29 protein-coding genes are annotated in these 25589 nt (G+C 73.7%); 17 read left to right on the forward strand and 12 right to left on the reverse strand.

What is annotated here, in order from left to right; genetic code table 11:
- Nucleotides 1-80 precede the first annotated feature (80 nt).
- Nucleotides 81-755, forward strand: coding sequence for a universal stress protein (locus tag G5C62_RS00190; protein WP_164699666.1), 675 nt, complete (start codon nucleotides 81-83; stop codon nucleotides 753-755).
- A gap of 327 nt (nucleotides 756-1082) precedes the next feature.
- Here G5C62_RS00190 and G5C62_RS00195 read toward each other — a convergent pair whose 3' ends face one another.
- Nucleotides 1083-1724 carry an HPP family protein gene (locus tag G5C62_RS00195; protein WP_164699667.1) on the reverse strand — a complete coding sequence of 214 codons (642 nt, stop codon included), beginning with the start codon at nucleotides 1722-1724 and terminating at the stop codon, nucleotides 1083-1085.
- A 305-nt stretch (nucleotides 1725-2029) separates the two neighbouring features.
- Here G5C62_RS00195 and G5C62_RS00200 point away from each other — a divergent pair, with 305 nt between their 5' ends.
- The 3 genes from G5C62_RS00200 (at nucleotide 2030) to G5C62_RS00210 (ending at nucleotide 4650) form a co-directional block, all read left to right on the forward strand.
- The gene (locus tag G5C62_RS00200; RefSeq protein WP_164699668.1) at nucleotides 2030-3073 is read left to right on the forward strand and encodes a TerC family protein; all 1044 of its coding nucleotides are present in this window, start codon (nucleotides 2030-2032) and stop codon (nucleotides 3071-3073) included.
- Nucleotides 3070-3390: a winged helix-turn-helix domain-containing protein gene (locus G5C62_RS00205; protein WP_036336131.1), complete on the forward strand. Its 321-nt coding sequence runs from the start codon at nucleotides 3070-3072 to the stop codon at nucleotides 3388-3390. The genes G5C62_RS00200 and G5C62_RS00205 overlap by 4 nt, the downstream gene beginning before the upstream one ends.
- Before the next feature lie 135 nt (nucleotides 3391-3525).
- Nucleotides 3526-4650, forward strand: coding sequence for an NDMA-dependent alcohol dehydrogenase (locus G5C62_RS00210; protein ID WP_036336130.1), 1125 nt, complete (start codon nucleotides 3526-3528; stop codon nucleotides 4648-4650).
- A gap of 43 nt (nucleotides 4651-4693) precedes the next feature.
- On the opposite strand, the gene G5C62_RS00215 is transcribed toward G5C62_RS00210, so the two are convergent.
- From G5C62_RS00215 to G5C62_RS00230, 4 genes are read right to left on the reverse strand one after another with little or no spacing between them, the layout of a single operon-like run.
- The gene (locus G5C62_RS00215; protein WP_036336128.1) at nucleotides 4694-5293 is read right to left on the reverse strand and encodes a TetR/AcrR family transcriptional regulator; all 600 of its coding nucleotides are present in this window, start codon (nucleotides 5291-5293) and stop codon (nucleotides 4694-4696) included.
- A 26-nt stretch (nucleotides 5294-5319) separates the two neighbouring features.
- On the reverse strand, nucleotides 5320-5844 hold the full coding sequence (locus G5C62_RS00220; protein WP_164699669.1) for a DUF5134 domain-containing protein: 525 nt from the start codon (nucleotides 5842-5844) through the stop codon (nucleotides 5320-5322).
- Nucleotides 5845-5847: 3 nt separating this feature from the next.
- On the reverse strand, nucleotides 5848-7419 hold the full coding sequence (locus G5C62_RS00225) for an APC family permease (protein WP_206330411.1): 1572 nt from the start codon (nucleotides 7417-7419) through the stop codon (nucleotides 5848-5850).
- Nucleotides 7412-9373, reverse strand: a complete 1962-nt coding sequence (locus G5C62_RS00230; protein ID WP_164699670.1) for a primary-amine oxidase — start codon at nucleotides 9371-9373, stop codon at nucleotides 7412-7414. Before G5C62_RS00230 ends, G5C62_RS00225 begins: the two co-directional genes overlap by 8 nt.
- Nucleotides 9374-9592: 219 nt before the next feature.
- Here G5C62_RS00230 and G5C62_RS00235 point away from each other — a divergent pair, with 219 nt between their 5' ends.
- Nucleotides 9593-9829: a hypothetical protein gene (locus G5C62_RS00235; protein WP_164699671.1), complete on the forward strand. Its 237-nt coding sequence runs from the start codon at nucleotides 9593-9595 to the stop codon at nucleotides 9827-9829.
- A gap of 110 nt (nucleotides 9830-9939) precedes the next feature.
- Nucleotides 9940-10200, forward strand: coding sequence for a hypothetical protein (locus G5C62_RS00240; RefSeq protein WP_164699672.1), 261 nt, complete (start codon nucleotides 9940-9942; stop codon nucleotides 10198-10200).
- Between the two features lie 63 nt (nucleotides 10201-10263).
- On the opposite strand, the gene G5C62_RS00245 is transcribed toward G5C62_RS00240, so the two are convergent.
- The gene (locus G5C62_RS00245; protein WP_036336121.1) at nucleotides 10264-10911 is read right to left on the reverse strand and encodes a trimeric intracellular cation channel family protein; all 648 of its coding nucleotides are present in this window, start codon (nucleotides 10909-10911) and stop codon (nucleotides 10264-10266) included.
- Between the two features lie 104 nt (nucleotides 10912-11015).
- On the opposite strand from G5C62_RS00245, the gene G5C62_RS00250 reads away from it, so the two are divergent.
- From G5C62_RS00250 to G5C62_RS00260, 3 genes are read left to right on the forward strand one after another with little or no spacing between them, the layout of a single operon-like run.
- Complete coding sequence (locus G5C62_RS00250; RefSeq protein WP_036336120.1) at nucleotides 11016-11474, forward strand: helix-turn-helix transcriptional regulator; 459 nt, start codon at nucleotides 11016-11018, stop codon at nucleotides 11472-11474.
- Complete coding sequence (locus tag G5C62_RS00255) at nucleotides 11471-11881, forward strand: VOC family protein (RefSeq protein ID WP_036336119.1); 411 nt, start codon at nucleotides 11471-11473, stop codon at nucleotides 11879-11881. The genes G5C62_RS00250 and G5C62_RS00255 overlap by 4 nt, the downstream gene beginning before the upstream one ends.
- 40 nt (nucleotides 11882-11921) lie before the next feature.
- Nucleotides 11922-12326, forward strand: coding sequence for a hypothetical protein (locus tag G5C62_RS00260; RefSeq protein ID WP_164699673.1), 405 nt, complete (start codon nucleotides 11922-11924; stop codon nucleotides 12324-12326).
- Between the two features lie 59 nt (nucleotides 12327-12385).
- On the opposite strand, the gene G5C62_RS00265 is transcribed toward G5C62_RS00260, so the two are convergent.
- Nucleotides 12386-12775, reverse strand: a complete 390-nt coding sequence (locus tag G5C62_RS00265; RefSeq protein WP_164699674.1) for a hypothetical protein — start codon at nucleotides 12773-12775, stop codon at nucleotides 12386-12388.
- 187 nt (nucleotides 12776-12962) lie between these two features.
- On the opposite strand from G5C62_RS00265, the gene G5C62_RS00270 reads away from it, so the two are divergent.
- Nucleotides 12963-14537, forward strand: coding sequence for a phospholipase D-like domain-containing protein (locus tag G5C62_RS00270; protein ID WP_164699675.1), 1575 nt, complete (start codon nucleotides 12963-12965; stop codon nucleotides 14535-14537).
- Nucleotides 14538-14814: 277 nt separating this feature from the next.
- On the opposite strand, the gene G5C62_RS00275 is transcribed toward G5C62_RS00270, so the two are convergent.
- Nucleotides 14815-15486 (reverse strand): bifunctional 2-polyprenyl-6-hydroxyphenol methylase/3-demethylubiquinol 3-O-methyltransferase UbiG, encoded by a 672-nt coding sequence (locus G5C62_RS00275; protein WP_164699676.1) that lies wholly within the window; start codon nucleotides 15484-15486, stop codon nucleotides 14815-14817.
- Between the two features lie 129 nt (nucleotides 15487-15615).
- Nucleotides 15616-16485, reverse strand: a complete 870-nt coding sequence (locus G5C62_RS00280) for a nucleoside-diphosphate sugar epimerase (RefSeq protein ID WP_164699677.1) — start codon at nucleotides 16483-16485, stop codon at nucleotides 15616-15618.
- A gap of 87 nt (nucleotides 16486-16572) precedes the next feature.
- On the opposite strand from G5C62_RS00280, the gene G5C62_RS00285 reads away from it, so the two are divergent.
- The gene (locus G5C62_RS00285) at nucleotides 16573-17007 is read left to right on the forward strand and encodes a MarR family winged helix-turn-helix transcriptional regulator (RefSeq protein WP_241175637.1); all 435 of its coding nucleotides are present in this window, start codon (nucleotides 16573-16575) and stop codon (nucleotides 17005-17007) included.
- A gap of 245 nt (nucleotides 17008-17252) precedes the next feature.
- Here the strand turns inward: G5C62_RS00285 and G5C62_RS00290 are convergent, their stop codons facing one another.
- The gene (locus tag G5C62_RS00290) at nucleotides 17253-17972 is read right to left on the reverse strand and encodes a CDP-alcohol phosphatidyltransferase family protein (RefSeq protein ID WP_241175638.1); all 720 of its coding nucleotides are present in this window, start codon (nucleotides 17970-17972) and stop codon (nucleotides 17253-17255) included.
- 387 nt (nucleotides 17973-18359) lie between these two features.
- Between G5C62_RS00290 and G5C62_RS00295 the strand changes: the two genes are divergently transcribed.
- Both G5C62_RS00295 and G5C62_RS00300 read left to right on the forward strand, forming a co-directional pair.
- The gene (locus G5C62_RS00295; RefSeq protein ID WP_164699679.1) at nucleotides 18360-18968 is read left to right on the forward strand and encodes a carboxymuconolactone decarboxylase family protein; all 609 of its coding nucleotides are present in this window, start codon (nucleotides 18360-18362) and stop codon (nucleotides 18966-18968) included.
- A 373-nt stretch (nucleotides 18969-19341) separates the two neighbouring features.
- Nucleotides 19342-20079 (forward strand): SGNH/GDSL hydrolase family protein, encoded by a 738-nt coding sequence (locus tag G5C62_RS00300; RefSeq protein WP_164699680.1) that lies wholly within the window; start codon nucleotides 19342-19344, stop codon nucleotides 20077-20079.
- A gap of 214 nt (nucleotides 20080-20293) precedes the next feature.
- Here the strand turns inward: G5C62_RS00300 and G5C62_RS00305 are convergent, their stop codons facing one another.
- Together G5C62_RS00305 and G5C62_RS00310 are read right to left on the reverse strand one after the other, a co-directional pair.
- Nucleotides 20294-21010: a hypothetical protein gene (locus G5C62_RS00305; protein WP_164699681.1), complete on the reverse strand. Its 717-nt coding sequence runs from the start codon at nucleotides 21008-21010 to the stop codon at nucleotides 20294-20296.
- 73 nt (nucleotides 21011-21083) lie between these two features.
- A complete protein-coding gene (locus G5C62_RS00310; protein ID WP_164699682.1) occupies nucleotides 21084-21731 on the reverse strand; it encodes a maleylpyruvate isomerase family mycothiol-dependent enzyme in 648 nt (215 codons plus the stop codon).
- Nucleotides 21732-21898: 167 nt separating this feature from the next.
- Between G5C62_RS00310 and G5C62_RS00315 the strand changes: the two genes are divergently transcribed.
- From G5C62_RS00315 to G5C62_RS00330, 4 genes are read left to right on the forward strand one after another with little or no spacing between them, the layout of a single operon-like run.
- Nucleotides 21899-22831 (forward strand): ABC transporter ATP-binding protein, encoded by a 933-nt coding sequence (locus G5C62_RS00315; RefSeq protein WP_164699683.1) that lies wholly within the window; start codon nucleotides 21899-21901, stop codon nucleotides 22829-22831.
- Nucleotides 22828-23601: an ABC transporter permease gene (locus G5C62_RS00320; protein WP_164699684.1), complete on the forward strand. Its 774-nt coding sequence runs from the start codon at nucleotides 22828-22830 to the stop codon at nucleotides 23599-23601. Before G5C62_RS00315 ends, G5C62_RS00320 begins: the two co-directional genes overlap by 4 nt.
- Before the next feature lie 37 nt (nucleotides 23602-23638).
- The gene (locus tag G5C62_RS00325; protein WP_241175639.1) at nucleotides 23639-24898 is read left to right on the forward strand and encodes a sensor histidine kinase; all 1260 of its coding nucleotides are present in this window, start codon (nucleotides 23639-23641) and stop codon (nucleotides 24896-24898) included.
- Nucleotides 24891-25523 carry a response regulator transcription factor gene (locus G5C62_RS00330; protein WP_277424748.1) on the forward strand — a complete coding sequence of 211 codons (633 nt, stop codon included), beginning with the start codon at nucleotides 24891-24893 and terminating at the stop codon, nucleotides 25521-25523. The genes G5C62_RS00325 and G5C62_RS00330 overlap by 8 nt, the downstream gene beginning before the upstream one ends.
- The last annotated feature ends 66 nt before the right edge of the window (nucleotides 25524-25589 follow it).

The raw sequence follows: 25589 nt of genomic DNA on the forward strand, positions 1-25589 counted from the left end.
CGGGGCGGGGAGCCTGGAGGCGCGGGCGGCAGCGCACCGCCGCCGTCCGGCCCGACTCGTCGCAGTGGAACGGAGCGCTCGTGGAGACCGTCGCCTACGTCGCCGTCGTCATCGCCCTCTGGGTCCTGGCCGGGCTCGCCGCCGTGATGGTGCTGCTCGCCCGGCAGGGCCACCGCCACTGGGGGTGGTACCTGATGGGCGCCGTCCTGGGCCCGCTGTTCATCCCGATCGCCGCCGAACGGGCCCGACGGGACGTCGCGGTGCTGGAGCGCGGGGAGGGGAGCCCCCGGAACGAGGACCCGGACCGGCTGACCGTCGCCGTGGGCGTGGACGGCTCCGCCGAGTCGGACGAGGCGGTACGGGAGGCGGGGCGGCTGTTCGCCGGCGGTGGGGCGGCCTTCGTCCTGGTGAGCGTGCTCGACCCCGACGTGGCCGAGTTCCCGGACGACCCCTGGCGGCGGGCGGCCGACGACCTGCTCACCGACCGGGCGGGCTGGCTGCCCGAGGGCGCCGTGCTGGAGATCGGCTGCGGACAGCCCGCCCGGGTGCTGCTGGAGATCGCCCGGGCCGAGGCCGCCGACGTCCTCGTGCTCGGGCGCCGCGCACGGGGCTTCTCCCGCCGGCTGCTGGGCAGCGTCGCCGAGCGGCTGGCGCACGAGGCCGACGTCCCGGTGGTGTTCCCGCCCGCCGCCGTGGGCCGGCAGCCCGTCGACCGGACCACCGGCCAGGCCGGGCGCCCGGTCCGCCGCTCCTGACGGAGCCGGCCTCAGGACGGCGGGGAGGAGACCGCCGAGGAGCTCACCGCGCCGGCGAGCTCTCGGCGATCTGCTCGGCCCACGCCTGCACGGCCGCCCAGTCGCGGGAGTCGCCGTCGGGAGCGCGCAGCGCGGTCACCATGGCCAGCTCGCCGACCCGAGCAGGGCCCGGTCCAGTCGCCCGGGCAGCACCCGGTGTCCACGGGCGCCCACGGACGAGCCGATCGGCTCGGCGTCGTGCGGCTCGTCCGGGGGGAAGGGCGGTGCGCGCCGGGGTCCCGGGTCCCGGCTGCCCAGGACCTTCGACCCGTGGCCGCGGCGGGGCAGTCAGCCCGGGGGCCGGCTGTCCGGTCCCTGGTCGTCGGGCAGCACGCGCGCGGCCACGACGCCCGGGACGGTCCGGGCGAGGGTCTCGACGGTGGCCCGCTCGCCGTCGGCCCCCGGGGCGCCGCGGGACCGCCGGACGGTCGCGACGCCCTCGGCGACCTCCACCGCCCAGCTGCCGGTCTCCTGCGTGTAGCTCTCCACCAGCCGGAGCAGGTCGGCCCGGATCTCCTCGTCCGGGCGGGCCAGCGGGCGCAGCAGGTCCCGGCGGCTGACGATGCCCGCCAGCCGCTCCCCGTCCAGCACCGGCACGCTGCGCAGCCGGGCGTCGACGAACAGCCGCGCCACGTCGGACACGTCCGCCGTCACCGGCACCGTGCGGACCGACGTCGTCATCACCCCGCGCACGAGCAGGGCCGGTGGCGTGTCGGGCACGGGCGACCGGCGGAGGTGGAGCCGGGGGTCGGGCGGCAGCCGGTCCCGGAGGACGTCGGCCTCGGCGACGATCCCGATCACGGCGCCGTCCTCGCCGACCACCGGCAGGGCGGCGAAGCCCCGCTCGGCCATGACCTCGGCCGCGTACTTCGCCGAGGTGTCCGGCCCCACGGTGACCACCTCGGGTGTCATCACGTCCCTGACCTGCACGGCTCCTCCTCGTCGTCGGCGGTGTCGCCGGCAGTGTCCTCGGCGGTGCGCCCCCGACGGTAGAGCCGTCGGCGGCGTCCCGGCAGGGTCCTCGGACCCGACCGGGGACGTGCTCGCCCAGCTGCCGGGTGTTCCGCTCTGGCGGAGACAGGTGAAGTCCGCTTCACTTGTCCTCGTCGTGGAGGGGAGTACCCCAACGCCACCTCGTCGTCAGCACGGCCCTCGTGGCCCGGCGGGATGGGGCTCCTGGGCGGGTGTCCGGGAGCGGGGGAGACCTCCGGTCGCACCTGACCGGAAGGTGCCCTGTGGACGTCCCCCTCTGGATCTGGCTCGCCGTGCTGGCGGTCATCCTCGTCATGCTCGCCGTCGACCTCTTCGCCCACCGGAACGCGCACGTGATCGGCGTGCGGGAGGCCGCCGGCTGGTCGGCCGTCTGGGTCGCGCTCGGCGTCGCGTTCGGCGCCGTCGTCTGGTGGCAGGCGGGGAGTGAGTACGGCCAGCAGTACTTCGCCGGCTACCTGATCGAGAAGTCGCTCGCCGTGGACAACGTGTTCGTCTGGGCGATCGTGCTGACGTACTTCGCCGTGCCCCGGGAGTACCAGCACCGGGTGCTCTTCCTCGGCGTCCTCGGTGCCCTGGTCTTCCGCGGCATCTTCATCGCCGCCGGGTCGGTGCTCATCGCCAGCTTCAGCTGGGTGCTGTACGTCTTCGCGGCGTTCCTGCTCGTCACCGGCGTCCGGATGGCCTGGCAGCGCAACGAGCACCTGGACCCGGAGCGGTCGCGGGCGCTGCGCGCCTTCCGCCGCTTCGTGCCGATGACCGACGCGTACCACGGCCAGCGCCTCGTGGTGCGGATCGGCGGGCGACTGGTCGCCACGCCGCTGCTCGCCGTGCTGGTCGTCATCGAGGTCACCGACGTCGTCTTCGCGGTCGACTCGATCCCGGCGATCTTCGCGGTCACCGACGAGCCGTTCCTGGTGTTCACCGCCAACGCCTTCGCCGTGCTGGGCCTGCGCGCGATGTACTTCCTGCTCGCCGACCTGATGCACCGGTTCGTGTACCTCAAGGCCGGCCTGGCGCTGGTGCTGGTCTGGGTCGGGGTCAAGATGATGCTGAAGGTCGACCTGTTCTACGTGCCGACGACGATCTCGCTGGCCGTCGTCGCCACGATCATCGGCGTCTCGGTCGTGGCCAGCCTGCGGGCGACGCGTGGTCAGGGCCGGACGCCGGTGGCATCGGGGGCCGCTGCGCCCTTCCGGGTCGCCTCGGCCGAGGAGACGGCGGCGCTGGAGCCGACCTGGCGGCGGCAGCGGGTGGACACGACGGGAGAGGGGCACGGCGGGCGATGACCGGTGAGCGGCGGTGGACGTTCCTGACCAACCACGGGCACGTCCTGCTGGCCGTCGCCGGCGCCCCCGACCTCCGGGTCGCGGAGATCGCCGCGCAGGTGGGCATCTCGCCCCGCGCTGCGCTGGCGATCCTCCGCGACCTGGAGGACACCGGGTACGTGCGGCGGACGCGGGTCGGCCGCCGCACGCACTACACCGTGCAGCCGCACCAGCCGTTCCGGCACCCCGCTGCGGCGGCCCACGAGGTGGACGAACTGCTGGCCATCTTCGGTGGCCCATCGCCGTCCGGTGCCACCGCCGACACCGCCGGACAGTGACGTGCGCCACTCCGGCCACCTAGGCTGCGGGTGTTCCTGACCGATCGGTCGGGAACCGCCCCGGGATGGGTCGCTGGTGCCCCGCGCCCACGGACGGGGCCGGTCGCACCGTCCCTGCTCGGAGAGGAGCACCCCGTGCCCGTCACCACCCGCGTCTCGCTCGTCCGCAAGGCACCCGGCACCTACGAGACGGCCACCGTCGAGCTCGACGACCCACGCCAGGGCGAGGTCACCGTCAAGCTCGCCGCGTCCGGGCTGTGCCACTCCGACGACCACGTCGCCACCGGGGACGTGCCGGTCGCCGTCTACCCCTACGTCGGCGGCCACGAGGGTGCCGGTGTGGTCACCGCGGTCGGGCCGAACACCCCCGGCTACGAGGTCGGTGACCACGTCGTCTTCTCGTTCCTGCCCGCCTGCGGGCACTGCGAGCCGTGCGCCCAGGGGCAGAGCAACCTCTGCGACCTGGGTGCCTCCCTGCTCACCGGCGCCCGGGCCGAGGACCCGACCAGCTTCCGGATGACCGAGGACGGCAACCCCGTCGGCCAGCAGTGCGGCATCTCCACCTTCAGCGAGTACACGACCGCCTCGGTCGACTCGGTGGTGAAGATCAGCAAGGACGTCCCGCTGAGGTCCGCCGCCCTGGTGGGCTGCGGGGTGCCCACCGGCTGGGGCTCGGCGGTCCGCTCGGCGAACCTCAAGCCGGGCGCCACGGTGATCGTGATGGGCATCGGCGGCATCGGCGCCAACGCCCTGCAGGGTGCGGTGCACGCCGGCGCCAGCACGGTCATCGCGGTCGACCCGGCCCCGTTCAAGCAGGAGAAGGCCAAGGAGTTCGGCGCCACGCACGCCTTCGCCGGCATCGAGGAGGCCACCGAGTACGCCCGGTCGATCACCAACGGGCAGGGCGCCGACGCCGTCATCATCACGATCGGCGTGGTGCAGGGCGAGCACGTGGCCCAGGCGCTGGCCGCGATCCGCAAGGCCGGCACCGTCGTGCTCACCGGGCTGGGCGACATCACCGCCACCGGCGCGCCCATCGCGCTCGGCGACCTGACGCTCATGCAAAAGCGGCTCCAGGGGTCGCTGTTCGGCGAGTCCAACCCGCGGCACGACATCCCCGCCCTGCTGCGCATGTACCAGGCCGGTCAGCTGAAGCTCGACGAGCTGGTCACCAGGGAGTACACCCTGGACCAGGTCGCCGAGGCCTACGAGGACATGCACGCCGGCAAGAACATCCGCGGCGTCATCGTCTTCGACTGACGCCGGACCGCGCCGCCCCAGCTCCTCGCCGGGGCGGCGCAGTTCAGGAGGGCGGGCGGCTGATCGTGGCGAGGAAGTCCTCGAGCACGGCCGTCTGGCGTTCCGGGGTGTTGTGGCGGGGGGAGAAGCAGGCGTTGATCTGCATCCCCATCGTCAGCGCGAGCACCGCGTCGACGATCCGGTCGTGCGGCCGGCCCGGTGCCAGTTCGCCGGCGGCCCGGGCCTGGCCCAGGTACATCCGCATCTCCTCGCGCCAGGTCTCCATGGCGCTGTCGTAGAACTCCACCAGCTCCGGCTGGCCGGCGGCGTAGTCCCAGAAGCCGATGACCACCCGGGCCTCGGCGAGCCGGACCTCGTCCAGCGGCATGATCTCCAGGCACAGCAGCCGGAACGCGGTGAGCCCGCCACCGTCACCGATCGCGGCACGGGCCCGCTCGTTCGTGGCGTCGAACGCCCGTTGGAACGCCGCCCGGAGCACGGCGTCCTTGTCCGGGAAGTACCGGGCCAGCGCGCCGTTGGCGTACCCGGCCTCCGCGGCCAGCTCCCGCATGGTGACCGCGATGAAACCCTTGCGGACGATCAGCGACCACACCGCCTCGATGATCTCGGTGCGGCGGGCGGCGTGGTCGACGATCTTCGGCACGGGGCTCCTCGGGACGCGGGGGGTGCTCAGATGAGCATCGCGGTCATCCCCGACAGCATCACCAGCCCCCCGGAGAACCGGAGGGCCCCCAGTGCCCGCCCGGCACGCTCCGGCCGCGCCGGGACGTCCCCGGCCCGGTCGCGCAGCACGCCCTCGCGGGTCAGGTGCCGCACGGCGAGCCAGACCACCAGGACCGCGACGGCGTAGGGCAGGGTGCCCGCGGCGCCCCCGTGGTGTGTGCCGTGCACCCCCGCCACCGCGGTCCCGCCGTCGACGCCGGCGAGCGCGATGAGCGCGGCCATGGCCGCGGTGTCGACCGCACCGGACCAGCGGGCGCACCGCGTCCGCACCCGGCGCAGCTGCCACCCCAGGACGGCCGCCAGGGCGAGCAGCGCCACCGGCTCGCCCAGCGGCCGGGCGGCGGGCCACCAGGCCAGCACCATCGCCGCCAGTCCCAGGGCGTGTGGCACCCACAGCCCCGGCCGGTGGGGGAAGTGCCCGATCATCGCCAGTCCCGCACCCGCGCCGCAGACCACCAGATGAGCGGTCACGGCTCAGCCCACGACGTCGCGCAGCGCCGGGCGCTGGTCGGCGTCCCGGGAGAGCGCCGCGCCGACCACCAGCCCGACCAGGAAGAGCACGAAGGGCAGCAGCACCAGCGTCCAGCCGGTGGCGCTGAGCTGCCAGGCCGTCACGGTGGGGTCGACTCCCTCGGGGACGGTGCCGGCCAGCAGGCCGAACCGGCCGATCAGCAGGTAGAGCCCGGTGGCCAGGCCGAGGGCGGCGAGCACGGGTGCGGCCAGCGTCGACCACCAGTGGCCCCCGCGCCCCGTCCCGCGGAAGTGCACCAGGACGGCCAGGCAGACGAGGATCTCCACCAGCACGACGGAGATGACCGCCATCCCGGAGGACCAGTAGAAGAGGTTGAGCACCGGGTCCAGGCCGGCGAGGGCGAAGACCACGATGACCGCGCCGGTGAGGACGCTGGTCACGATCGCCCCGATGCCGGGGGCGCCGTGCCGGTTGGTGCTCTGCAGCGCCCCGGGGAAGACCCCGGCCCGGCCGAGGGAGAAGAAGTAGCGGGCGCTGCAGTTCTGGAAGGCCAGCAGCCCGGCGAACAGGCTGGAGAGCACCAGCCAGCTCATCACCGTGGCCAGCCAGTCGCCGACGTAGCTGGCGGCGACGGAGAACAGCACCGCTGCCGGGTCGGCCAGCGGCACGCCGTCCACCGAGGACTCCTCGAGCACCCGGGCGACGACGTCGTCGGTGCCCAGTCCGCTCACCACGGCCCAGGAGGCCGCCGCGAAGATGACGGTGATCAGCCCGACCGCGGCGTAGGTGGCCCGCGGCACGGTGCGCTCGGGGTCCTTGCTCTCCTCGCCGTAGATGGCGGTGGCCTCGAAGCCGATGTAGGAGGCGAACGCGAACGCCAGCGCGATGCCGGCCGAGCCGGCCAGGCCGCCCACGAAGACGTTCTGCGGGGCGAAGGACTCGACGAGGTTCGCCCCGTCGGGGCCGCCGCCCTCGAGCATGACGGCGACGGCGACGACGGCCAGGCTGAGCAGCTCCAGCACCATGAGCGTGCCGAGGACCTTGGCGCCGACGTCGACGCTGACCAGCGAGAGGGCGAGCACCAGAGCCCAGGCGGCGAGCGTCCACAGCCACCAGGGGGCGTCGATGTCGAAGGTGGCGTCCATCTGCCCGGCCATCAGACCGCCGAAGAACCCGTAGACCGCCAGCTGGATGGTCAGGTAGGCGAACACGGAGACGAACGCCGAGCCGACGCCGGCAGACAGGCCCAGGCCGCGGCCGACGTAGGCGAAGAACGCGCCGGTGTTGGTCACCACCCGGCTCATCGCCGAGAAGGCGGAGGCGAACACCAGCAGGACGATCCCGACGGCGACGTAGGCGCCCGGGGCGCCGGCGCCGTTGCCGGCCGCGATGGCCACCGGCACGGCGCCGGTCATGCCGACCAGCGGGGCCGCGGCGGCGACGACGAAGAAGACGATGCCGAGGACGCCGAGCCGGCCGGACTTCAGCTGCTCGCCGTCGCTGCCCCGCCCGGCCGGCCGGTCGGGGGAGGTCAGCGCGGTCGGGCCGTTCGAGGTGGTCGGGCGCTCACTCACCGGAGGCCTCCGCACCCGAGCAGGAGCTGGCGCCGCCGGTGCAGTGCGCGGAGGTCGAGGCCGGCACGTCGAGGGTGGGATTCCGGTCGAAGAAGCCGAACGGCTTGAGCCGGAAGCCGGTGTAGTCGACGGGCATGATCGGCCAGTCCTCCGTCCGAGGCACGTGGGTGAGCCCGAAGGTGTGCCAGACGACCAGGTCCTGGCCGTCGATGTCCCGGTCGGCCGCGGCGTACTCCGGCAGCCCGGAGCCCCCGCTGTGCTGGTTGACGAAGTCCCCGGCCGCGTACCGCTCGGCGGCGTCGTAGCGGGTCACCCACAGGTGCCGGGTGGCGAACGCCGCCCGCCGGGCGATCGAGGAGTCCGGGTCCGACAGCAGCGTCGGCAGGCCCTCCGGGAACAGGGCGTAGCCGACGGGCTGGCCGACGTGGTTGAGCCGCTCGGGGTTGACGACGTGCCAGACCCGGTTGGTGGCCGGGGACGCGTCGCGCTGGGCCGCGGACTCGGTGGCCAGGGTGGTGCAGGAGGTGGTGAACGCGTTGCCGCGCTGGTTGTCCGGCCCCATCGGGAGGCGGACGACGTCCACCTCGTCGACCCGGTTGGCGATGCCGTCGACCGTCATGTCCAGGCGGGCGCTGAACAGGTGCTGGTGCAGCGGTGCGCCCAGCCCCGGGGCGATCTGCGAGGCGTAGGGGTAGTCGCCGCCGGCGTGCGCGGAGGTGAAGACGACGCCGGTCGCCTTGGCCTCGAACTCGATGGTGCCGTCGAGGTAGAGGTACCAGTAGAAGCCGTAGTCGTAGTTGCCCACGGTGGTGAAGAAGGAGACCACCAGCCGCCGCTGCCGGCGGGTCTGCTGCGATCCGCTCCACAGGTCGGTGTGCTTCCAGAGGATCCCGTAGTCCTCCTCGTGGATGCACACCGCGTTGGGCAGCGTGCGCGGGTTGCCCTGCTCGTCGGCGATGACGGCGTCCAGGTAGGTGATGTCGCCGAGGCAGTCGCAGCCCAGCTCGAGGGCGTTGGCGTAGCGGCCGACCAGGTACTCGCCGGTGTCGAAGTAGTTCTGCCAGGAGCGCACCGGGTTGGGGTCGGCGTAGGGGACGACCATCTCGGCGATCGAGGCGCGGTAGACGATCGGCCGCACGCCGGTGCCCTCGTCGAATCCGATCTGGTGCAGCACGAGGCCCTCGCGGGTGTCGAAGCCGACGCGCAGCGACCACTTCTCCCAGGTGAGCACGTTGCCCTCCAGGGTCAGGCTCGACCCCTGGGGCTGGGTGATCTCGATCGGCTTCTGCGTGGTCCGCGGCGGGCCGCTGACCGCCGGGTCGTCGTAGTTGCCCGAGCCGGCGGGCACCGGGACGGCGCCGGTGTCGATGACCTGGTCGACGACCCGGTTGATCGTGTCGACGTAGGCCACCAGCCCGTCGATCGGGTGTGCCCAGGCCGAGTCCGTGGGCGTCTCCTGCAGGAACGCCAGCCCGCGCAGGACCCGGCGCCCCGCCTCGTCCGGGTACTCCTCGTAGGCGCCGGCCGACAACGGGGCCACCCGGACCTGGGCGACGTCCAGGTCCCGGGCCGCCAGGGCGGCCAGCCACCGCTCGTCGGTGGACAGCAGCTGCTCGACCAGCTCGAACTCCTCGTCCAGCACCGGGAGCTGGCCGGAGGTGGCGGTGTCCAGCTCGACCGCCGAGACGACCTCGCCGGCGGTCGCGTCGACCACCACGTCGCGGGAGACCTGTGACGCCAGGTCCAGGAGCAGGACCCGGAAGCGCCGGGTGACCGGCTGCCCAGGACGGTGCGCCAGCACCTCCTGCTTGGGCGGTTCCTGCAGGCCGACGTAGACGAACCGGGTGCTGTCGGCGACCAGGCCGGCCGCGGCGGTGATCCGCCGTACCTCTTCGATCTCCGCGGGCTGGACGGGGTCCAGGGGATGGGTCAGCTGGAGCTGGGTGGTGGTCATGGCTGCACCTCGGAACGTCTACGGATGTTGACGAATGGGGGTGCGCGGCGAGGGGAGTGGCCGCGCGGTGTGGCGGACAGAGTGCCCCAGGTCACGTTTCAACGGAAGACCCTCATGTGACGTTCAGGTCAACTCGTGGCCTCGGACACCGGCGCGGGCTCGCAGGGAGAGCATGGGGAGCGCCCAGTCGGTCACCAGATCCACAGCACGCTCACTGACATGAACACATCCCGCCCCCAGCGCCTCCTCGTCGCCGGAGTCCTCGCCTCCCTGTTGTTCGGGACGGCGGCCTGCGGAGCCAGCACGGAGTCCACCGCGAGCGCCGCTGCGACGTCCTCTGTCTCGGCCTCGGCGGCTGACACCACCACCAGCACCACCACCGACACCACCACCGAGAGCCCGACCCTGGAGAGCCTGGTGGCGGAGGTGGCGGGCCAGTTCCAGCAGTTCACCTAGACCGACCCGGACACCGGCACGACGATGTCCTACAACCTGGTGGGGGAGAAGTTCATCTACACCGCCGCCGGTGACGCAACGCCTCCGGTGGTCAGGCCGACGTGCAGGCGATGCTGGATGCGGCGGGCGTCGACTACAGCGCGGTCACCGAGTGGGACGCGACCTGGTCGGCCGATGAACTGGAGGCGGCGGCCGCCGAACTGCTCGCCGAGGGCAGCAGCATCAACTTCGCCACCTTCGCCGAGGGCACCGTCCTCGCGGCGAACGGCTCGGCCTCCGGCCCGATGAACAGCGAGCACATGGCGTCCTTCCAGCCCGCGTACGAGATCGCGGCCCTGCGCGACTGGCTGTTCACGCAGACCAGCGGCTGACGTCCAGGGCCCGGCTCGACCACCTCGTCGAGCCGGGCCCTGGACGTGAGCGCACCCGGTCGGTCAGCCGCCGTGCGGGCGCTGCGCGCGCGGTGTCCGGGGCATCGGCGCGTTCCACCCGAACCGGACACCGAGCATCCGGACGGTGAAGCAGAGGACCGCCGCGCCGACGGCGGTGGCCACCCCGTACGCGTCGAGCCGGATGGCCACCACGGTGGCCGTCGCCCCGAGCAGCGCCGGGATCGCGTACAGGCCGCTGCGGAACACCGACGGCACCTGTCCGATCAGGACGTCGCGCAGCGTGCCGCCACCCACGCCGGTGAGCGCACCGAGCAGCACCGCCTGCGCCGGGCCGAGTCCCAGGGCGAGGGCCTTGGCGGCGCCGGTGACCGCGAAGAGGCTCAGTCCCGCGGCGTCCAGCACCGTGATCGGGGTGTTCAGCCGGTCCAGCCCGGGCCCGAAGACGAACGCCACCAGCCCGCCGACGGCGGCCACCGCCAGGTAGCGCCAGTCGCTGAACGTCGCCGGCGGCAGGCTGCCGAGCAGGACGTCCCGGATGATCCCGCCCCCGAGGGCCGTGGTCATCCCCAGCGTGACGACGCCGACGATGTCGAGCCGGGTCACCCGCAGCGCGGTCAGCGCACCGTTCAACGCGAAGGCGAACGTCCCGACGAGGTCGAGGGTGAGCAACAGCGTCGCCTCGGTGCTCACCGGCCGGTTCTACCAACACGCTCCCGGCCCGCTGCGGCGGGGCCACCGCAGCCTCCTGCGCCGGGAGGCTTGTGCTGTCCCGGCGCGTCCCTACGATCTTGGTCATGGCCGGTGGACCCGTCTCCGAGCAGCGTCTGGCCGACCTGGTGCTGCTGCGCCGGGTCCGGGACCGGATCGACCGCGAGTACGCCCAGCCACTGGACGTCGACGCGCTCGCCCGGGGGGTGCACGTGTCGGCCGGGCACCTGAGCCGGGAGTTCAAGCGGGCCTACGGGGAGTCGCCGTACGCCTACCTGATGACCCGGCGGATCGAGCGGGCGATGACGCTGCTGCGCCGGGGCGACCTCAGCGTGACCGAGGTCTGCTTCGCCGTCGGCTACGGGTCGCTGGGCACCTTCAGCACCCGCTTCACCGAACTGGTCGGGATGCCCCCGAGCGTCTACCGCGAGCAGGCCGTCCGGGGGAGCGCGGGGATCCCGCCGTGCCTGGCGAAACAGGTGACCAGACCGGTCAGGAATCGAGAAGCCCGGGCGCCGGTGCCGGCCCTAGCGTCGACGCCATGAACCTGACCATCCACTATGCGTTCCTGCCGCACACCGACCCGGAGGCCTCGCTGGCCTTCTACCGCGACGTCCTGGGCTTCGAGGTCCGCAACGACGTCGGCTACGAGGACATGCGCTGGATCACCGTCGGTCCGGCCGGCCAGCCGCAGACCTCCGTCGTCCTGCACCCGCCGGCCGCCGACCCCACCATCACCGAGGACGAGCGCCGCACCGTCCTGGAGCTGATCGCCAAGGGCAACTACGCCGCACTCACCCTGGGCACCGACGACCTCGACGGCACCTTCGGCAAGATCGAGGCCAGTGGCGCCGAGGTGCTCCAGGAGCCGACGGACCAGGACTACGGCGTCCGCGACTGCGCCTTCCGCGACCCGACGGGCAACCTGATCCGGATCAACCAGCTGAGCTGAGCCGTCGCTGGACGGCCCGGGCGCCCTACCGTGCGGGGGCATGGTGCAGCGATCGACGCTCCTGGCCGTCTCGGCGATCCAGCTGGCCGCTCAGCTGGCCGGTCACGTCGTCGCGCTGCGCCGCCGCCGGCACTTCGACGTCCCCTTCCTGGTGGGGAGCCCGGACCACCTCGTCCGGGACTGGCTCTGGTTCGGCACGGCCTTCAGCGCACCGCCGTACCTGCTCGGGCCGCAGGTCTGGGCGACCGCCCGGCTGCTCCGCGGGCCGGACGGCCGGGCCCGCTGGGTGCTCCGGTGGCTCGGCACCGGGCTGACGTTCGGCTACCTGAGCGAGCGCTGCACCCGCCTCCGGGTCAGCCCGGGCGGGTTCGACCCGGTCGAGACCCCGGTGGTGGTGGCCGGGTGGGGGTGCGCGGTGGCCATGGCGGTCCTCGCCCGCCGCTGACGGCCGGTCGACCGCGCAGTCGGGCGTCGAGCCGGGCCGCCTGGCACGGAGGGGTGCGGTCACCCGTCGGCGAGGTGGTCGAGCACCTCGGCCTCGCGCCGGAGCCGGCCGGCGGCCTCGTGCTGCCCGAGGGTGTCGTAGCGGTCGGCCTCGGTCCGGCGCTCCGCGATCCCTGCGCGCATGAGGGCGCGGACGTCGCCGATCGACATGGCGCGGCGGTCCGCCTCGGTGGAACCGACCCCGGTCCGGGTGCCGGCGAGGTGTGCGTTCGTGGCGCCGGTCGCGGTCCCCGGCGCGACGACGGCCTCGGCGTTGTCGATCGCGGCCAGGGCACTGCGGAGCGCGGCGACGGCGTCGGCCCGGCGCGACCTCATCGCGGTCACGAGCTCCGTGCGCAGCGCCGCGCGCAGCGACCGCACGTCGTCCGTGGCGTCGGTGTCCCCGTCCATCGGTCCTCCTGCCTCTCGGAGTGGTCCACGGTCGCGCCGCAGCCGGTCGGGAGCACCCTCGCAGCCGACGGGCCGATCAGCAGCCGAGTTCTGCTGCCGCGGGACGGCGGCGCTGCGCGGCCGTGTCCCCGGTTCGAGGGAGTCGGTCCTTGGTGCCGTGCGGGACGACGGGCACACTCCCGACGTGATGGACGACGGCCAGGCGACGACCGACCCCGACACCGACCCCGGCGTCGGGCTCCCTGCCCCCCGTGGCGGGAACGCCGGACGGCCGGAGCAGGGCGCGGCCCTGCTGATCCCGGGGGAGACCTGCTGGCGGATCGAGCGGGCCACCCGCTTCGCCGTCTTCGTCGACGCGGCCGAGTACTTCGCCACCCTCAAGCGAGCCGTGCTGCGCGCAGAGCGGCGGGTGCTGTTCATCGGCTGGGACTTCGACCCGCGGATCCGCCTGGACCCGCTGGCCGGTGGCCGGCCGAAGGACGACCGGCTCGGGGCCGTGCTCGAGCAGGCGGTGGAGCAGAACCCGCAGCTGGAGATCGGCGTCCTCCAGTGGGACCTGGGCATGGTGCGCGCGCTCGGCCGCGGGCTGCAGCCGATCGTGCTGCTGGACCGGCGCACCTCCGACCGCCTCACCCTGGCCATCGACACCCACCACCCGGTCGGGGGCGCGCACCACCAGAAGATCGTGGTCGTCGACGACTGCCTGGCCTTCACCGGCGGCATCGACGTCACCGCCGACCGCTGGGACACCTCCGACCACGCCGACAGCAACCCGCACCGGCGGTCGCCGGCCGCCGGACGCGCGGAGGGCCGCCTCGCCGGACCGTGGCACGACGCGACCAGCATGCTGACCGGGCCCGCCGCTCGTGCCGTCGCCGAGCTCGCCCGTACGCGGTGGGAGAGCGGCACCGGGGAGCGGCTCGAGCCGCTGCCGGAGGGACGGGAGTGCTGGCCCGCGGAGGTCGAGCCGCTGCTCACCGACGTCGATGTCGCGATCTCGCGCACCCGCCCGGAACACGGGGGCATGGAGCTGGTCCACGAGATCGAACTGCTGTGGCTGGCCGGCATCGCCGCGGCCCGTCGTTCGATCTACGTGGAGAGCCAGTACTTCGCCAGCCGCCGGATCGCCGAGGCGATCGCCGAGCGGTTGCGCGAGCCCGACGGCCCCGACGTCGTCGTGCTCAACCCGTGGACCGCCGACGGCTGGCTCTCGGAGAAGGCGATGGGGACCGCGCGCGCCCGGGTGCTGGAGCTGATCCGCGAGGCCGACGTCCACGACCGGTTCCGGCTCTACTGTCCGGTGACCGAGCAGCGCGAGCCGATCTACGTGCACGCCAAGGTGGCCGTCGTCGACGACCGCCTGCTGCGGCTGGGGTCCAGCAACCTGAACAACCGGTCGATGGGCCTGGACACCGAGTGCGACCTGGCGATCGAGGCGGTGGAGGGACAGCCGGGGGCCGACCGGGTGGCCGCGACCATCGTCGACTTCCGGCACCGGCTGCTGGCCGAGCACCTGGCGTGCACGCCCGACGAGGTCGCCGCCGCGATCACCGACACCGGCTCGCTCGTGCGCGGCATCGAGCGGCTGCGCCGGCCGACCGGCCGCTCGCTGGTGGTGTTCGAGCCGCCGGAGCTCGGCACGGTCGACCGCGCGCTGGCCGAGTCCGAGGTGATGGACCGGGAGAAGACGCCGAACCGGTGGCGCCGGGTGGAGCGGTTCTTCGCCCGCCGCCGTCGGCCGCGCAACCGCGTGCGCGCCTGACCGTGCGGGCGTCTGCGCAGGCCGGGACATGGACCGGGCCGATGCTGGGTAGTGGCTGGTCCAGTCGACCCGGAGGAGGAACAGACATGGGGATCGTGTCCGGACTGATCAAGGCGAACCTGCTCAAGCGGCTCCTCGGCCGTCTCACCGGCCGCCGTCGCACGAACTGAGCAGCTCGACCGGCCCCGCCGGTCTGACCTGACCAGACGATCCAGCCCCCACGGCATGCCTGCCGTGGGGGCTGGATCGTCCGGGGCCCCTTCGCGCCCGGAACTGGTCAGGCGCGTCGTGTGGCGCGCACGACGACGTCCCGGAGGCTCCTCGTGCGGCCGTCGGGAGCAGTGAGCGTGCGCTGCAGCTCCTCGGCGGTGACGACGTCCCACTCCGCGTCGCCGAGCCGGGCGGTGACGACGGCGGCGGTGACCGACGCGTCCGCGGGCGGCTGGTGGCCCTCCTCCTGGGCGGCGTGGGCGTGCAGGTGCCCGACGACGAGCAGGGTGCCGCCAGGGGCCACCCACCCGGCGATCCGGTCGTAGAACTCCAGCTGTGGCATGGCCGGATGGGCGTAGGAGGTCGTGACCAGGTCGAACTGCGTGTCCGGCGCCCAGCTGCTCAGGTCGGCCTGCAACCACCGCACGCGCTGGGCGACCCCGCTCGATGCCGCCCGGTCAGCGGCGCGGGCCAGTGCCGCGGCCGAGATGTCGGCTGCGGTGACCTGCCAGCCGTGCGCGGCGAGCCACAGCGCTTCGGCGCCCGCGCCGCACCCTGCGTCCAGGGCCGTCCCCGGCACCAGCACGCCGACCTCGCGGGCCAGGTGCGGGTTCGGCGGGATGCTGTGCACCGCTTCGGGGCCGGCGGCCCGGCCCTGCCAGTGCTCCTCCCAGTACGCCTCGTCGAAGTCGTGGCCGGCTGGGTCGCCGCCCTCTCGCCGTACTGCCTGCTCGGACATGTCCTGGTCCTCCCCGTCGGTGTGCCCTGGGCACGATGGCCCGGTATCCGACGCTGACGCAAAGATCCTTGCCGGAACGGCAAGTGGCCGACTGAACGTGGTCGAGCAGACTGACGCCCCAAACCGGGGTCAGGCGGCGCGCCGCAGGACGGGTAGCGCGTCGGCGAGGAAGCTCTCCAGGCTTCGGGCCGGACGCCCGGTCACGCGCTGGACGGCGTCGGTCACGACGGCGAAGCTGCCGGCCTGCACGCGCTCGAACGTCACTGCGGTGATCTCCCGCTCGAAGCCCTCGGTGCCGGCCAGCGCCTGGTCGATGGTGATCTCCCGGTGGGTCATGGGGCGCCCGGTGGCCCGGGAGATCAGCTCCGCGGTGCGGGGCAGCGAGAGCGCCGCCGGACCGGTGAGCTCGTACACCTGACCGGCGTGCCCCTCGTCGAGCAGTGCTCGCTCGGCCACGGCGGCGATGTCCCGGGCGTCGATCCACGCGAGGCTCGCGCCCCCACTGGCGAACGGCAGCTCGTCGGTGCCGGTGAGCTGGTCGAGGTAGAAGCGCGGGTCGGTGAGCACCTGCATGAACCAGCTCGGCCGCAGCACCGTCCAGCTGTGGCTGCCGGTGCGCACCGCCCGTTCGGCCCGCGGCGCCCACCCGGCCGGCCCGGTGTGGTCGGCGTCCTGCTCCGACAGCAGGACGACGTGCGCCCGGGGCGGCGTCACCTCGAGCAGCGCGCCGATCAGCTCCGGCGCGTCCGCGCGATCGGGCCGGACGACGTAGAGCGCGTCGACGCCGTCGGTCTCCGCTGGCCAGCCGGCCGGCCGGTCCCAGGAGAACTCGGTCGGCCGGACCCCGGCGACGTCGACCGTCTCCGGGTTGCTGCTGCCGCCCAGCACCTCGACGCCCGGCCGGGCGACGAGCAGCTCCGCCAGTGGGGCGCCGGTCTTCCCGCGCACTCCGGTGACCAGGACGCGGGTGGTCGCCGTGCTCCCGTGTTCGACCGCCATCTGGATCTCCTCCAATTGATTGAGTCACTCAAGTTCCTGCCGTCATGGTGGCACGACTACTTCAGTCCATCAAGTAACCTGGGCGCCGTGGCAGACGACGAGAGCACGCTGCAGCAGCAGGTGTGGGACTTCGTGTACGCCTACGACGCGGCGTACGACCGTGCGGCGCAGGCGGTCGGGTTGAGCGCTGCCCAGGCCTGCCTGCTCGGCCAGCTGACCATGGGGGAGCGGTCGATGGGGGAGCTCGCCGTCGAGCTGCTCTGCGACCCGTCCAACGTCACCCAGCTCGTCGCCCGACTGGAGGCCCGCGGACTGGTGACCCGGGTGCCCGACCCGGCGGACCGGCGCGTCAAGCAGGTCTCGATCACCCCGGCCGGGCGCCGCGAGCACCGCGCCGTCCGGCGTGCCTTCGACTTCCCCGACGACCGGCTCGGCCGCCTGGACGAGGGGGAGCAGCTGCAGTTGTCCTCGCTGCTGGCGAAGCTGTTGGATCGTCCCGGCCAAGCCGCGGCAGGAGGGTGAGTCCGCCGCCCCGGACCGAGGAAACCGCTCGTGACGGGGTCGTGACCGAAGGGATCGACCAGTACGACAGCGCCGCTCGCGTCGGTGCCGTGGCGGCCGGGGCCACCGACAGGGCAGCCCGGCAGGCGCCGGGGACGGCGGTGCGGGTCGTGCACGCGGAGGGGCGCTCCGGCCCGAGCAGGCGGGAACAGTCCCTTGCGGCAGTGTCCGGCGGTCGACGTCCGGGGTGCAGCAGCGGACGGCGGTCAGGGTGTGCCGGCGTCCACCCGTGTCTCGGCGCGGCCCGCACGACCGCGCCGGCGGCGCCTGGCAGCAACGGTGAGGTAGCCGCTGACCGCCAGGTAGTACACGAGGTAGGCGAGTGAGACGGTCACCACGATCGGGTCCACGGACGGGAACTGGAGGAGGAGTAGCGCATACGTGCCGATCCAGATCGCGGTGAGCACCAGGCTGAGGGGTCTGAACGTCTGAGTGCGTGAGGGGTACAGGTAGCGCACCGGCACGAACACCAGGATCGAGCAGACGACCAGGATGGTCGCGACGGTGACCCGGTCGAGTTCGAGCACGATGACGTAGAAGGCGACGACGTTCCAGTAGCTGGGGAACCCGAGGAACGTGTGGTCATCGGTCTTCGCGTCCACCCGGCAGAACTGGTAGCTGGAGGAGAGCAGCGGCAGGGCGGCCAGCACCCACCCGGCCGCGCCATCCGGCAGGGCCCCGGTCGTCCAGAGGAGGACCACGGGGGCGAAGACGTAGGTCAGGTAGTCGACGATGTCGTCGAGGCGGGCGCCGTCGAACCAGGGGATGGTCTCCTTCACCCGCGCGCCGCGGGCGAGCATCCCGTCCGTGCCATCGACGACGAGTGCGACCAGGCCGATCCAGAGGGCCATGACCACGTGACCGTCGAACGCAGCCAGCACGATGAGCAGCGCGAGCACGGAGCCGCTCGCTGTGTACGCGTGCACGAGTGCGCCTGCCAGGCGCCGACTCAAGGAGAACAACTGCGGCCAACCGCCTCTGGGTCCGGGGACGGAGCGGAGCCGGTGACCCCGTCCGGGTGGCGTGTCCTGCAACGAGGACCTTTCCATGTCCGCGGCTCGTCGGCCGGATGACCCTGTCGCGCAGGCCGGATCGTCCGCTCTCGCGGGGGCGGCGGGTCCGGAGTCGGCGCCAATGTGGCCCAGACCGCGCCCCTCCCACTCGCGATCCGCGTCATGACTCCGTCCGCGTCCGCGGCGTGACCGGATCAGAGTCGCGGAAGGGATCGCCGTCCTCGGTGGCTGGCGCTCGTCAGACCACGCCGAACATGCCTCAGCGCTAAGGTTTCGCTGTCGACGTGAAGGGAGTGGCTGATGTCGAGGATCCAGCCGCTGCGGCGGGAGGACCTGCCGCAGTACGAGGAGACCTTCCAGGCGGTGGAGACCGCGTTGGGGGTACTGCCCAACAGCACGCTGACGATGGCCCGTCATCCGGAGGTCATGGCGGCCTTCGCCCGGCTCAATGCGGTGGTGATGGCTGATGGCCGGGTGGGTGGTGTGCTCAAGCAGCTGGTCGCCACGATCGTGTCTGCTGCCGCAGGCTGTTCCTACTGCCAGGCACACACCTCCCATGTGGCCGAGCAGCGAGGAGCCGATGCCGAGAAGCTGGCCGCTGTGTGGGAGTTCGAGGCCAGCCCGCTGTTCACCGAGGCGGAGCGGGCCGCGCTGCGCGTCGCGCGGGGGGCCGGACTGACACCGAACGCGGTCACCGACCAGGACATGGTCGCGCTACAGCGCCACTTCGACGACGAGCAGGTCGTCGAGATCGTTGCTGTGATCGCCAACTTCGGGTTCCTGAACCGGTGGAACGACACCATGGCCACGGAGTTGGAGCGCTCGCCGCTGAGCTGGGCCGGTGAGCACCTGCAGGACCACGGGTGGTCGGCGGGCAAGCACTCGAGCCGGACGCCGGAGGCCCCCTGAGGGCCGCCGCCCCACCGACGGTCCGCCACCGGGAGCGAGAGGTGGTCGTCTCCGGCGACTGCTCGCGATGTCCGCGGCCGTCTTCGGGATCTGGCACATCCGTCCCACGATCAGCGCCCTGGCGGCGAACGACCTCGCCGGGGGCCGGTCCTCCGAGCCGGGGCCGTGCTGTTCGCGTGCGTGTTCACCGGCGCCGCCGGAGTCCTGTTCGCCTGGCTCCGGTTGCGCAGCGGGAGCCTGCTCGCGCCCATGCTGCTCCGCCCGGCCACGAACAGCCTGGGCACCCTGGCTGGGCGGTCGCGCACCGCATCGGCTGAGGGCAGCCCGGGTCCACCGAGAGGCGGCCTCGCGACGCCGAGCGGACGATGGCCGGATGGCGGACGCCGCAGCCCACTACGTCGCGCTCGGCGACTCGATCTCCATCGACGACTACTCCGGCGGACCAGGCCGCGGCGGGGCCAGCCTGCTCTTCGCCAACCGCGATGACGACTTCCCCGAGTGGCGGGGGCGCGACCTGCGCACCGCCGACCCGAGCACGGTGTTCTCCCTGCTCGCCACGGACGGCGCGACCACGCGCACGCTCCTGGACACCCAGCTCGCCAGGTTCGCGCAGCTCCGCCTGCGCCCCACCCTCGTGACCATGTCCATCGGGGGCAACGACCTCCTGGGGGCGTACGGGGACACAGCGGCCGCGCGCCAGGTGATCACCCGGGTGCAGACCGCCCTGGCGCACGCGCTGCCCCAGATCGCCGGACGCCTCGCCCCGTCCGGCCGGATCATCGTCGGCACCGTCTACGACCCGAGCGACGGCACCGGTGACGCCGCACGGCTGGGCCTGCCGCCCTGGGCGGAGGCGGTGGCGATGATCGAGGAGCTCAATGACGGCCTGCGAGCCGTGGCGGCCCAGCACGGCGCCGCCGTGGCCGAGATCGCCGATCTCTTCCACGGTCACGGGTTGCTCGCCGGCGACCCGGCACGGCGGGAGCCGCGCCCCGCCGAGCGCAGCCTGTGGTTCTGCGATCTGATCGAGCCCAACGCGTGGGGGGCCAGTGCGGTGCGAGCGGCCTTTTGGACGGCGCTCCAAGCGGTCGCACCCACCCCTGGGCAGTGACCGCTGGGGCCGGCTCCGCGTCCGGACGGCGACCCGAGGCCTGCTCGCCGGACTCTCAGTCCATGCAGGAGGAGAAGGCTCATGGGTCCTCGACCACCTGGTGCGGCGGTCCTGCCGGGGGACGGCCTCGACGCGCACCAACGGTGGATCATGGCCGCCATTGCGATCCGGCCGGCCGGTGGGCACGACCGGCCGGATTACAACGACTGGCCGCTCACCGCTGGGTGGGCTCCCGGGCTGGGGGCGTCGGCTGCGTGGTCGGGGACAGCGGAGGCACCACCGGCGGGGACGTGAGCTCCTGGTAGGCGGTCGTGTGCGCACGCAGCGCGGTGACCGCGTCGGCGACCTCGGTGGTCGGCCGCCTGGTCGCCGACGCCACCCGCTCCGCCTGCAACACCGCGTCGCAGACGTCGGCGAGCGTGTCGAGGTGGGCCCGGGCCTCCAGCTCCAGGTCGTCCCGGACGGTCGGCTCGGGCACCAGCGCCCGTTGCCGCAGGCGCTGCTCCAACCGGCTGCCCTCGGCTTCCAGCGACGGCATCAGGTCCGGTATCTCGCCGAGGTGGGCGCCGGCGGCCTGCGCGGTCGCCACCTGGCGACGCAGCCGATCCCGGGCGCGGCACACCTCGAGCTGCAGTTCCGCACAGGAGCGCCGCTGCCCCGGGGGCAGGCGGCGGGCCGCGACGGCGGTGGCGCCCTGCATGCCCAGCTCACGGCTGCGTGCGGCGATCTCCCGGCTCCGGGCAACCAGTGGGCTGCGCCGGACCCGCCGGACGACCAGCCACCCGGCCAGCACGGCGATCAGCAGGAACGTCACCAGCACGCCACCGAGGACGGCGATCACCGTGGGGTCGAGCGAGAGCAGCCAGGTCACCTCGTCGTCGGCCCGCACGTCCAGGGCGCCGGCGGGGCCGGTCGGCAGCGGGGTGGTCATGGCGCTCCTCGTCCAGGGTGGTGTGCCGGCTCCCGGGACAACGTCCCCACGTGGTCCGGCGGTTCCCCGTGGCTCAGGGGCGTGCGCACCGTTCTCGCAGCACACGCACGCCGGGGCCGGTCAGGTCCTCGCAGAAGGCCGCGCGTCCGGCCATGGCCATCGTCAGGGCCAAGGTCGTGCCGGTGACCAACGGGCCCTCACCCGCCGCGAAGGGCCCGTCGTCGGCCTGGAGGCGCAGGCCGGCGGCGGCCGTGCGGCTGTTCACGGCGAAGTCCCGGGCGGCGTAGAAGCGGGCGACCTCGGTGACCACGGGCACCGGGGGCCGGCCGGGCAGACCGAGCGGGCGGCGAACGTCCTGGGCGTGGACGACGACCTCGCCGAGCCAGGCGGCGGTGTGCCCGGACGGGGCGGTGGTGCTGTCGACGACCGTGCGGAAGCGCTGCAGCGTCTCGGTGGGGGTGGAGCCGAGGTGCTCGGTCAGCCGTCGGGCGTTGTGCACGTCGGCGTCGAAGCGCGCACCGATCATGCTGACCAGCCAGCGTGCCCGCCCGGTGCTGGCTGCTGCGCTCAGGTGGGCCACCACCTCCTGGACGCTCCACCGCCCGCACAGCGAGGGCTGCGTCCACTGCCCCTCGTCCAGCTCGGCCAGGTCGTCGGCCAGGGCGGCGCGCTCAGCGTGGGCGGCCGCCCACAGGTGCTCGCGGGTGGTGGTGTCGGGCACAGGGTCTCCAGTCGAATCGGTCGGCGTTGCCCCTTGGACCCGCCCGGGCCGCGGAAGTCATCGCTGCCCGCCGCCGCGCCGGAGAGCCGCTCCGGGCGCCGATCGGTGGAGATGGTTCCAGCCGGTCGGTCGATGGCACGGCGCGGCGCCGTTGCCAGTGTCGTGCCATGCCGCTGATCGAGGTCCGCGACCTCCGCAAGACGTACCGCTCCGCCGTGGCCGTCGAGCACGTGGACCTCGACGTGCACGACGGCGAGATCGTCGGCGTGCTCGGGCCCAACGGCGCCGGCAAGACGACGACGGTCGAGTGCATCGCCGGGCTCACCCGTCCCGACCACGGCACGGTCCGCGTGGCCGGGCACGTGCCCTGGCAGGACCGGCGCGCCGTCACCCGCGTGCTGGGTGTGCAGCTGCAGAGCTCCGGGCTGCAGGCCAAGCTCACCGCCCGTGAGGCGGTGGCCATGGTGGCCTCCTTCCACGACGACCCCGCTGATCCGGTCGAGCTCCTCGAGCGCCTCGGCCTGCGGCAGGTCGCGGACACCCGGTACGCCCACCTCTCCGGTGGCCAGCAGCAGCGGCTGGCGATCGCCACCGCCCTCGTCGGCCGGCCCCGGGTGGTGCTGCTCGACGAGCTGACCACCGGCCTGGACCCGGAGGCCCGCCGGGACACCTGGCAGCTGGTGCGCGAGGTCCGCGACGGCGGCACCACGGTCGTGCTGGTCACCCACCTGATGGAGGAGGCCCAGCAGCTCTGCGACCGGATCGCCGTCATGGCCGCCGGCCGCGTCGTCGCCGAGGGGACGCCCGAGCAGGTGGTCGCCTGCTCGGCGAACTCGACGGTCATGTCCTTCACCGTTCCCGCCGACGTCCTCGCCGCGGCGGCGCTGTCCGGGTTGTCCGGTGTCGGTGGGGTCGAACGGCGGGGTGACCGGCTCGAGGTCGTCGGCACCGACGACGGCGTTCTCGCGGTGCTCCACGCACTGCAGACCCGCGGCGTGGAGCCGGTCGGCCTGCGGGTCTCCGCCACCACCCTCGACGACGCCTACCTCGACCTCGTCCGCCGCCAGGATGCGGCCCCCACCCTGCAGGAGTCCGCGTGACCGCCACCCGCCCCACCGGCAGCCGTCGGGCCCGCCCGGGCCGGGCCGTCCTGGCCACCGAGACCCGACTGTTCCTGCGCGAGCCCGGCTCGCTGTTCTGGATCCTGATGTTCCCCACCCTGCTGCTGGTCGTCCTCGGCCTGGTCCCGGGGTTCGACGAGCCGTCGGCGGAGTTCGGCGGGGTCAGCTTCGTGGCCGCCTACGTGCCGGTCTCCTGCCTGCTGGCCGCGATCATGGCCGGGGTCACGGCGATGCCGGCGGTGATCAGCGCCTACCGGGAACGCCAGGTGCTGCGTCGGATCGCCACCACCCCGGCCCGGGCCGCGCACGTGCTCGGTGCCCAGGTCGCGCTGCACGCGGCCACGGTGCTGGTGTCGGTGGTCCTCGTGCTCGCCGTCGGCCGGCTGGCGTTCGGCGTCCCGCTGCCCGCCGCCCTGCCGGCCTGGGCGCTGTCCTACCTGCTCGCCCTGGTCGCCGTCTTCACCATCGGGGCGCTGGTCTCCGGGACGGCGCCCTCCTCCCGGGCCGCCTCGACCGTGGGCACCGTCGTCTTCTTCCCGCTCATGTTCACCGCCGGTGTCTGGTACCCGGTGAGCGCGATGAGCGGGCTCGTCCGCGACGTCGTGGCCGCGACGCCGACCGGCGCGGCAGCGCTGGCGTTGGACCGGGCCCAGGCCGGAGAGCTGCCGACGCTGCTGCAGGTGCTGGTCGTCGCCGGCTGGGCTGTCGTGCTGGCGGTCCTGGCGGTGCGATGCTTCCGCTGGCAGTGAGCTCCGGGCAGTGCGGGCTGTGGGAGGGGAGGCACCGGTGACCGCTCCGGGGGCCGCCGTCCAGGTGCGGTGGCGCTTCCTGCTCCGGCGCGGCCCCTACCTGGTCCTCGCCCTGGCCACCGTGCTCGCCGCCGCCTCGATGCACCTGTTCGACCGGGGGCCGGCGGCGTGGACGACCGCGGCGGTGCTGGTCGGCGCGATCGCGGCCGGGCACGCCTGGGTGGTCGACCGCCGGTGGGACCGCCGCCCGGGCGGCCCGGACCGGCTCAGCGCGGCCTACGTGAGCGCCCGCACCGTCGCCGCCTTCGTCCTGGTCTGGATCAACCCGTTCTTCGGGGCCTTCGCCTTCATCGGCTACTTCGACACGGTCGAACACGCGCCGCGGCGGCTGGTGACCCCGCTCGTGCTGCTCACCGCGCTCACCCTGGCCGGCTCGCAGTCCGGCGGCCTGCCACCGGCCGACCGGACCCAGGCCGCTGCCTTCCTGGGGCTGTTCGCGCTCAACGCGGGGCTCGTGTTGTTCTTCGTCCGGATGGAGCGCGACGAGCACGCGCTCGCCGCGGCGCGGGTCGCCACCATCGACGAGCTGGAGCGGACCAACGCCCGGCTGGCCGAGGCGCTGGCCGAGAACGCCGAGCTGCACGCGGCGCTCCTCCAGCGCGCCCGGGAGGCGGGCCGGCACGAGGAGCGGGAGCGGCTGGCCCTGGAGATCCACGACACCATCGCGCAGAGCCTCGTGGGAGTGGTCACCCAGCTGCAGGCGGTCACCGACGACGCCGCCCCCGCAGCCGTCGCGCAGCGGGTGGAAGCGGCGACCGAGCTGGCCCGTTCCGCCCTGGTGGAGGCCCGGCGGTCCGTGGAGGGGCTGCTGCCGTCCCAGCTGGACGACGCCGACGCACCGGCCGCGCTGGACCGGCTGGTGCGGGACTGGGTGACCCGCACCGGTGCGCGCGCCGAGCTGGTCGTCACCGGCGCCGCCCGGCCCCTGCCCGACGACGCCGAGGCCGTCCTCCTGCGGGTGGCGGGGGAGTCGCTGGCGAACGTCACCCGGCACGCCGGGGCCTCCCGCGTCGGGGTCACGCTGTCCTTCCTCGACGACGAGGTGCTCCTGGACGTCCGGGACGACGGGGTGGGCTTCCCGGCGACTGGATCGGACCGCGCCGGGACGGCGGGGGCCCGGTTCGGCCTGCGCGGCATGCGGCAGCGAGCCGAGCGGGTCGGCGGCGAGGTGCTGGTGGAGTCCGAGCCGGGCGGTGGGACGGCGGTCTCGCTGCGACTGCCGGTGACCCGTGGCTGAGCGGCGCACCGTACGGGTGGTGCTGGCCGACGACCACCCGGTGGTGCGCGACGGTCTGCGCGGCATGCTCACCGCGGTGCCGGACGTCGAGGTGGTCGGCGAGGTCGGGGACGGGGTGGCGGCGGTCGCCCTGGTGCGCGCGCTCCGGCCGGACGTCCTGCTGCTGGACCTGCGGATGCCCCGGGGCGACGGGCTGGACGCGATCGTCGCGCTGTGCGATGACCCGGTGCGGGTCCTGGTCCTCTCCACCTTCGCCACCGCCCGGGACGTGCGCGCGGCACTCGAGGCCGGGGCCACCGGCTACGTGCTCAAGGACGCCCCCCGCGACCAGTTGGTCGCCGCCGTCCATGCCGCGGCCGACGGGGAGTCGGTGCTGTCCCCTGCGGTGGCCACGCAGGTGGTCACCCGGATGCGCGGCACGCCCGGGACGGACCTGACCGAGCGGGAGGTGGCGGTCCTGCGGCTGGTCGCCCAGGGCACGCCCAACCGGGCGATCGCCGCGAGCCTGTTCGTCAGCGAGGCCACGGTGAAGACGCACCTGGTGCACGTGTTCACCAAGCTGGGCGTGACCGACCGGGCCGCCGCCGTCGCGGCCGCGTACGAGCGCGGCATCCTGCCCGCCTAACGCGCGTCGCCGGGCGGGCTCGGCGCACGGTCCTGGGCAGTCGGCCTGCATCCGCCGTGCCGCCGA

This window comes from Modestobacter sp. KNN46-3 (assembly GCF_011039295.1).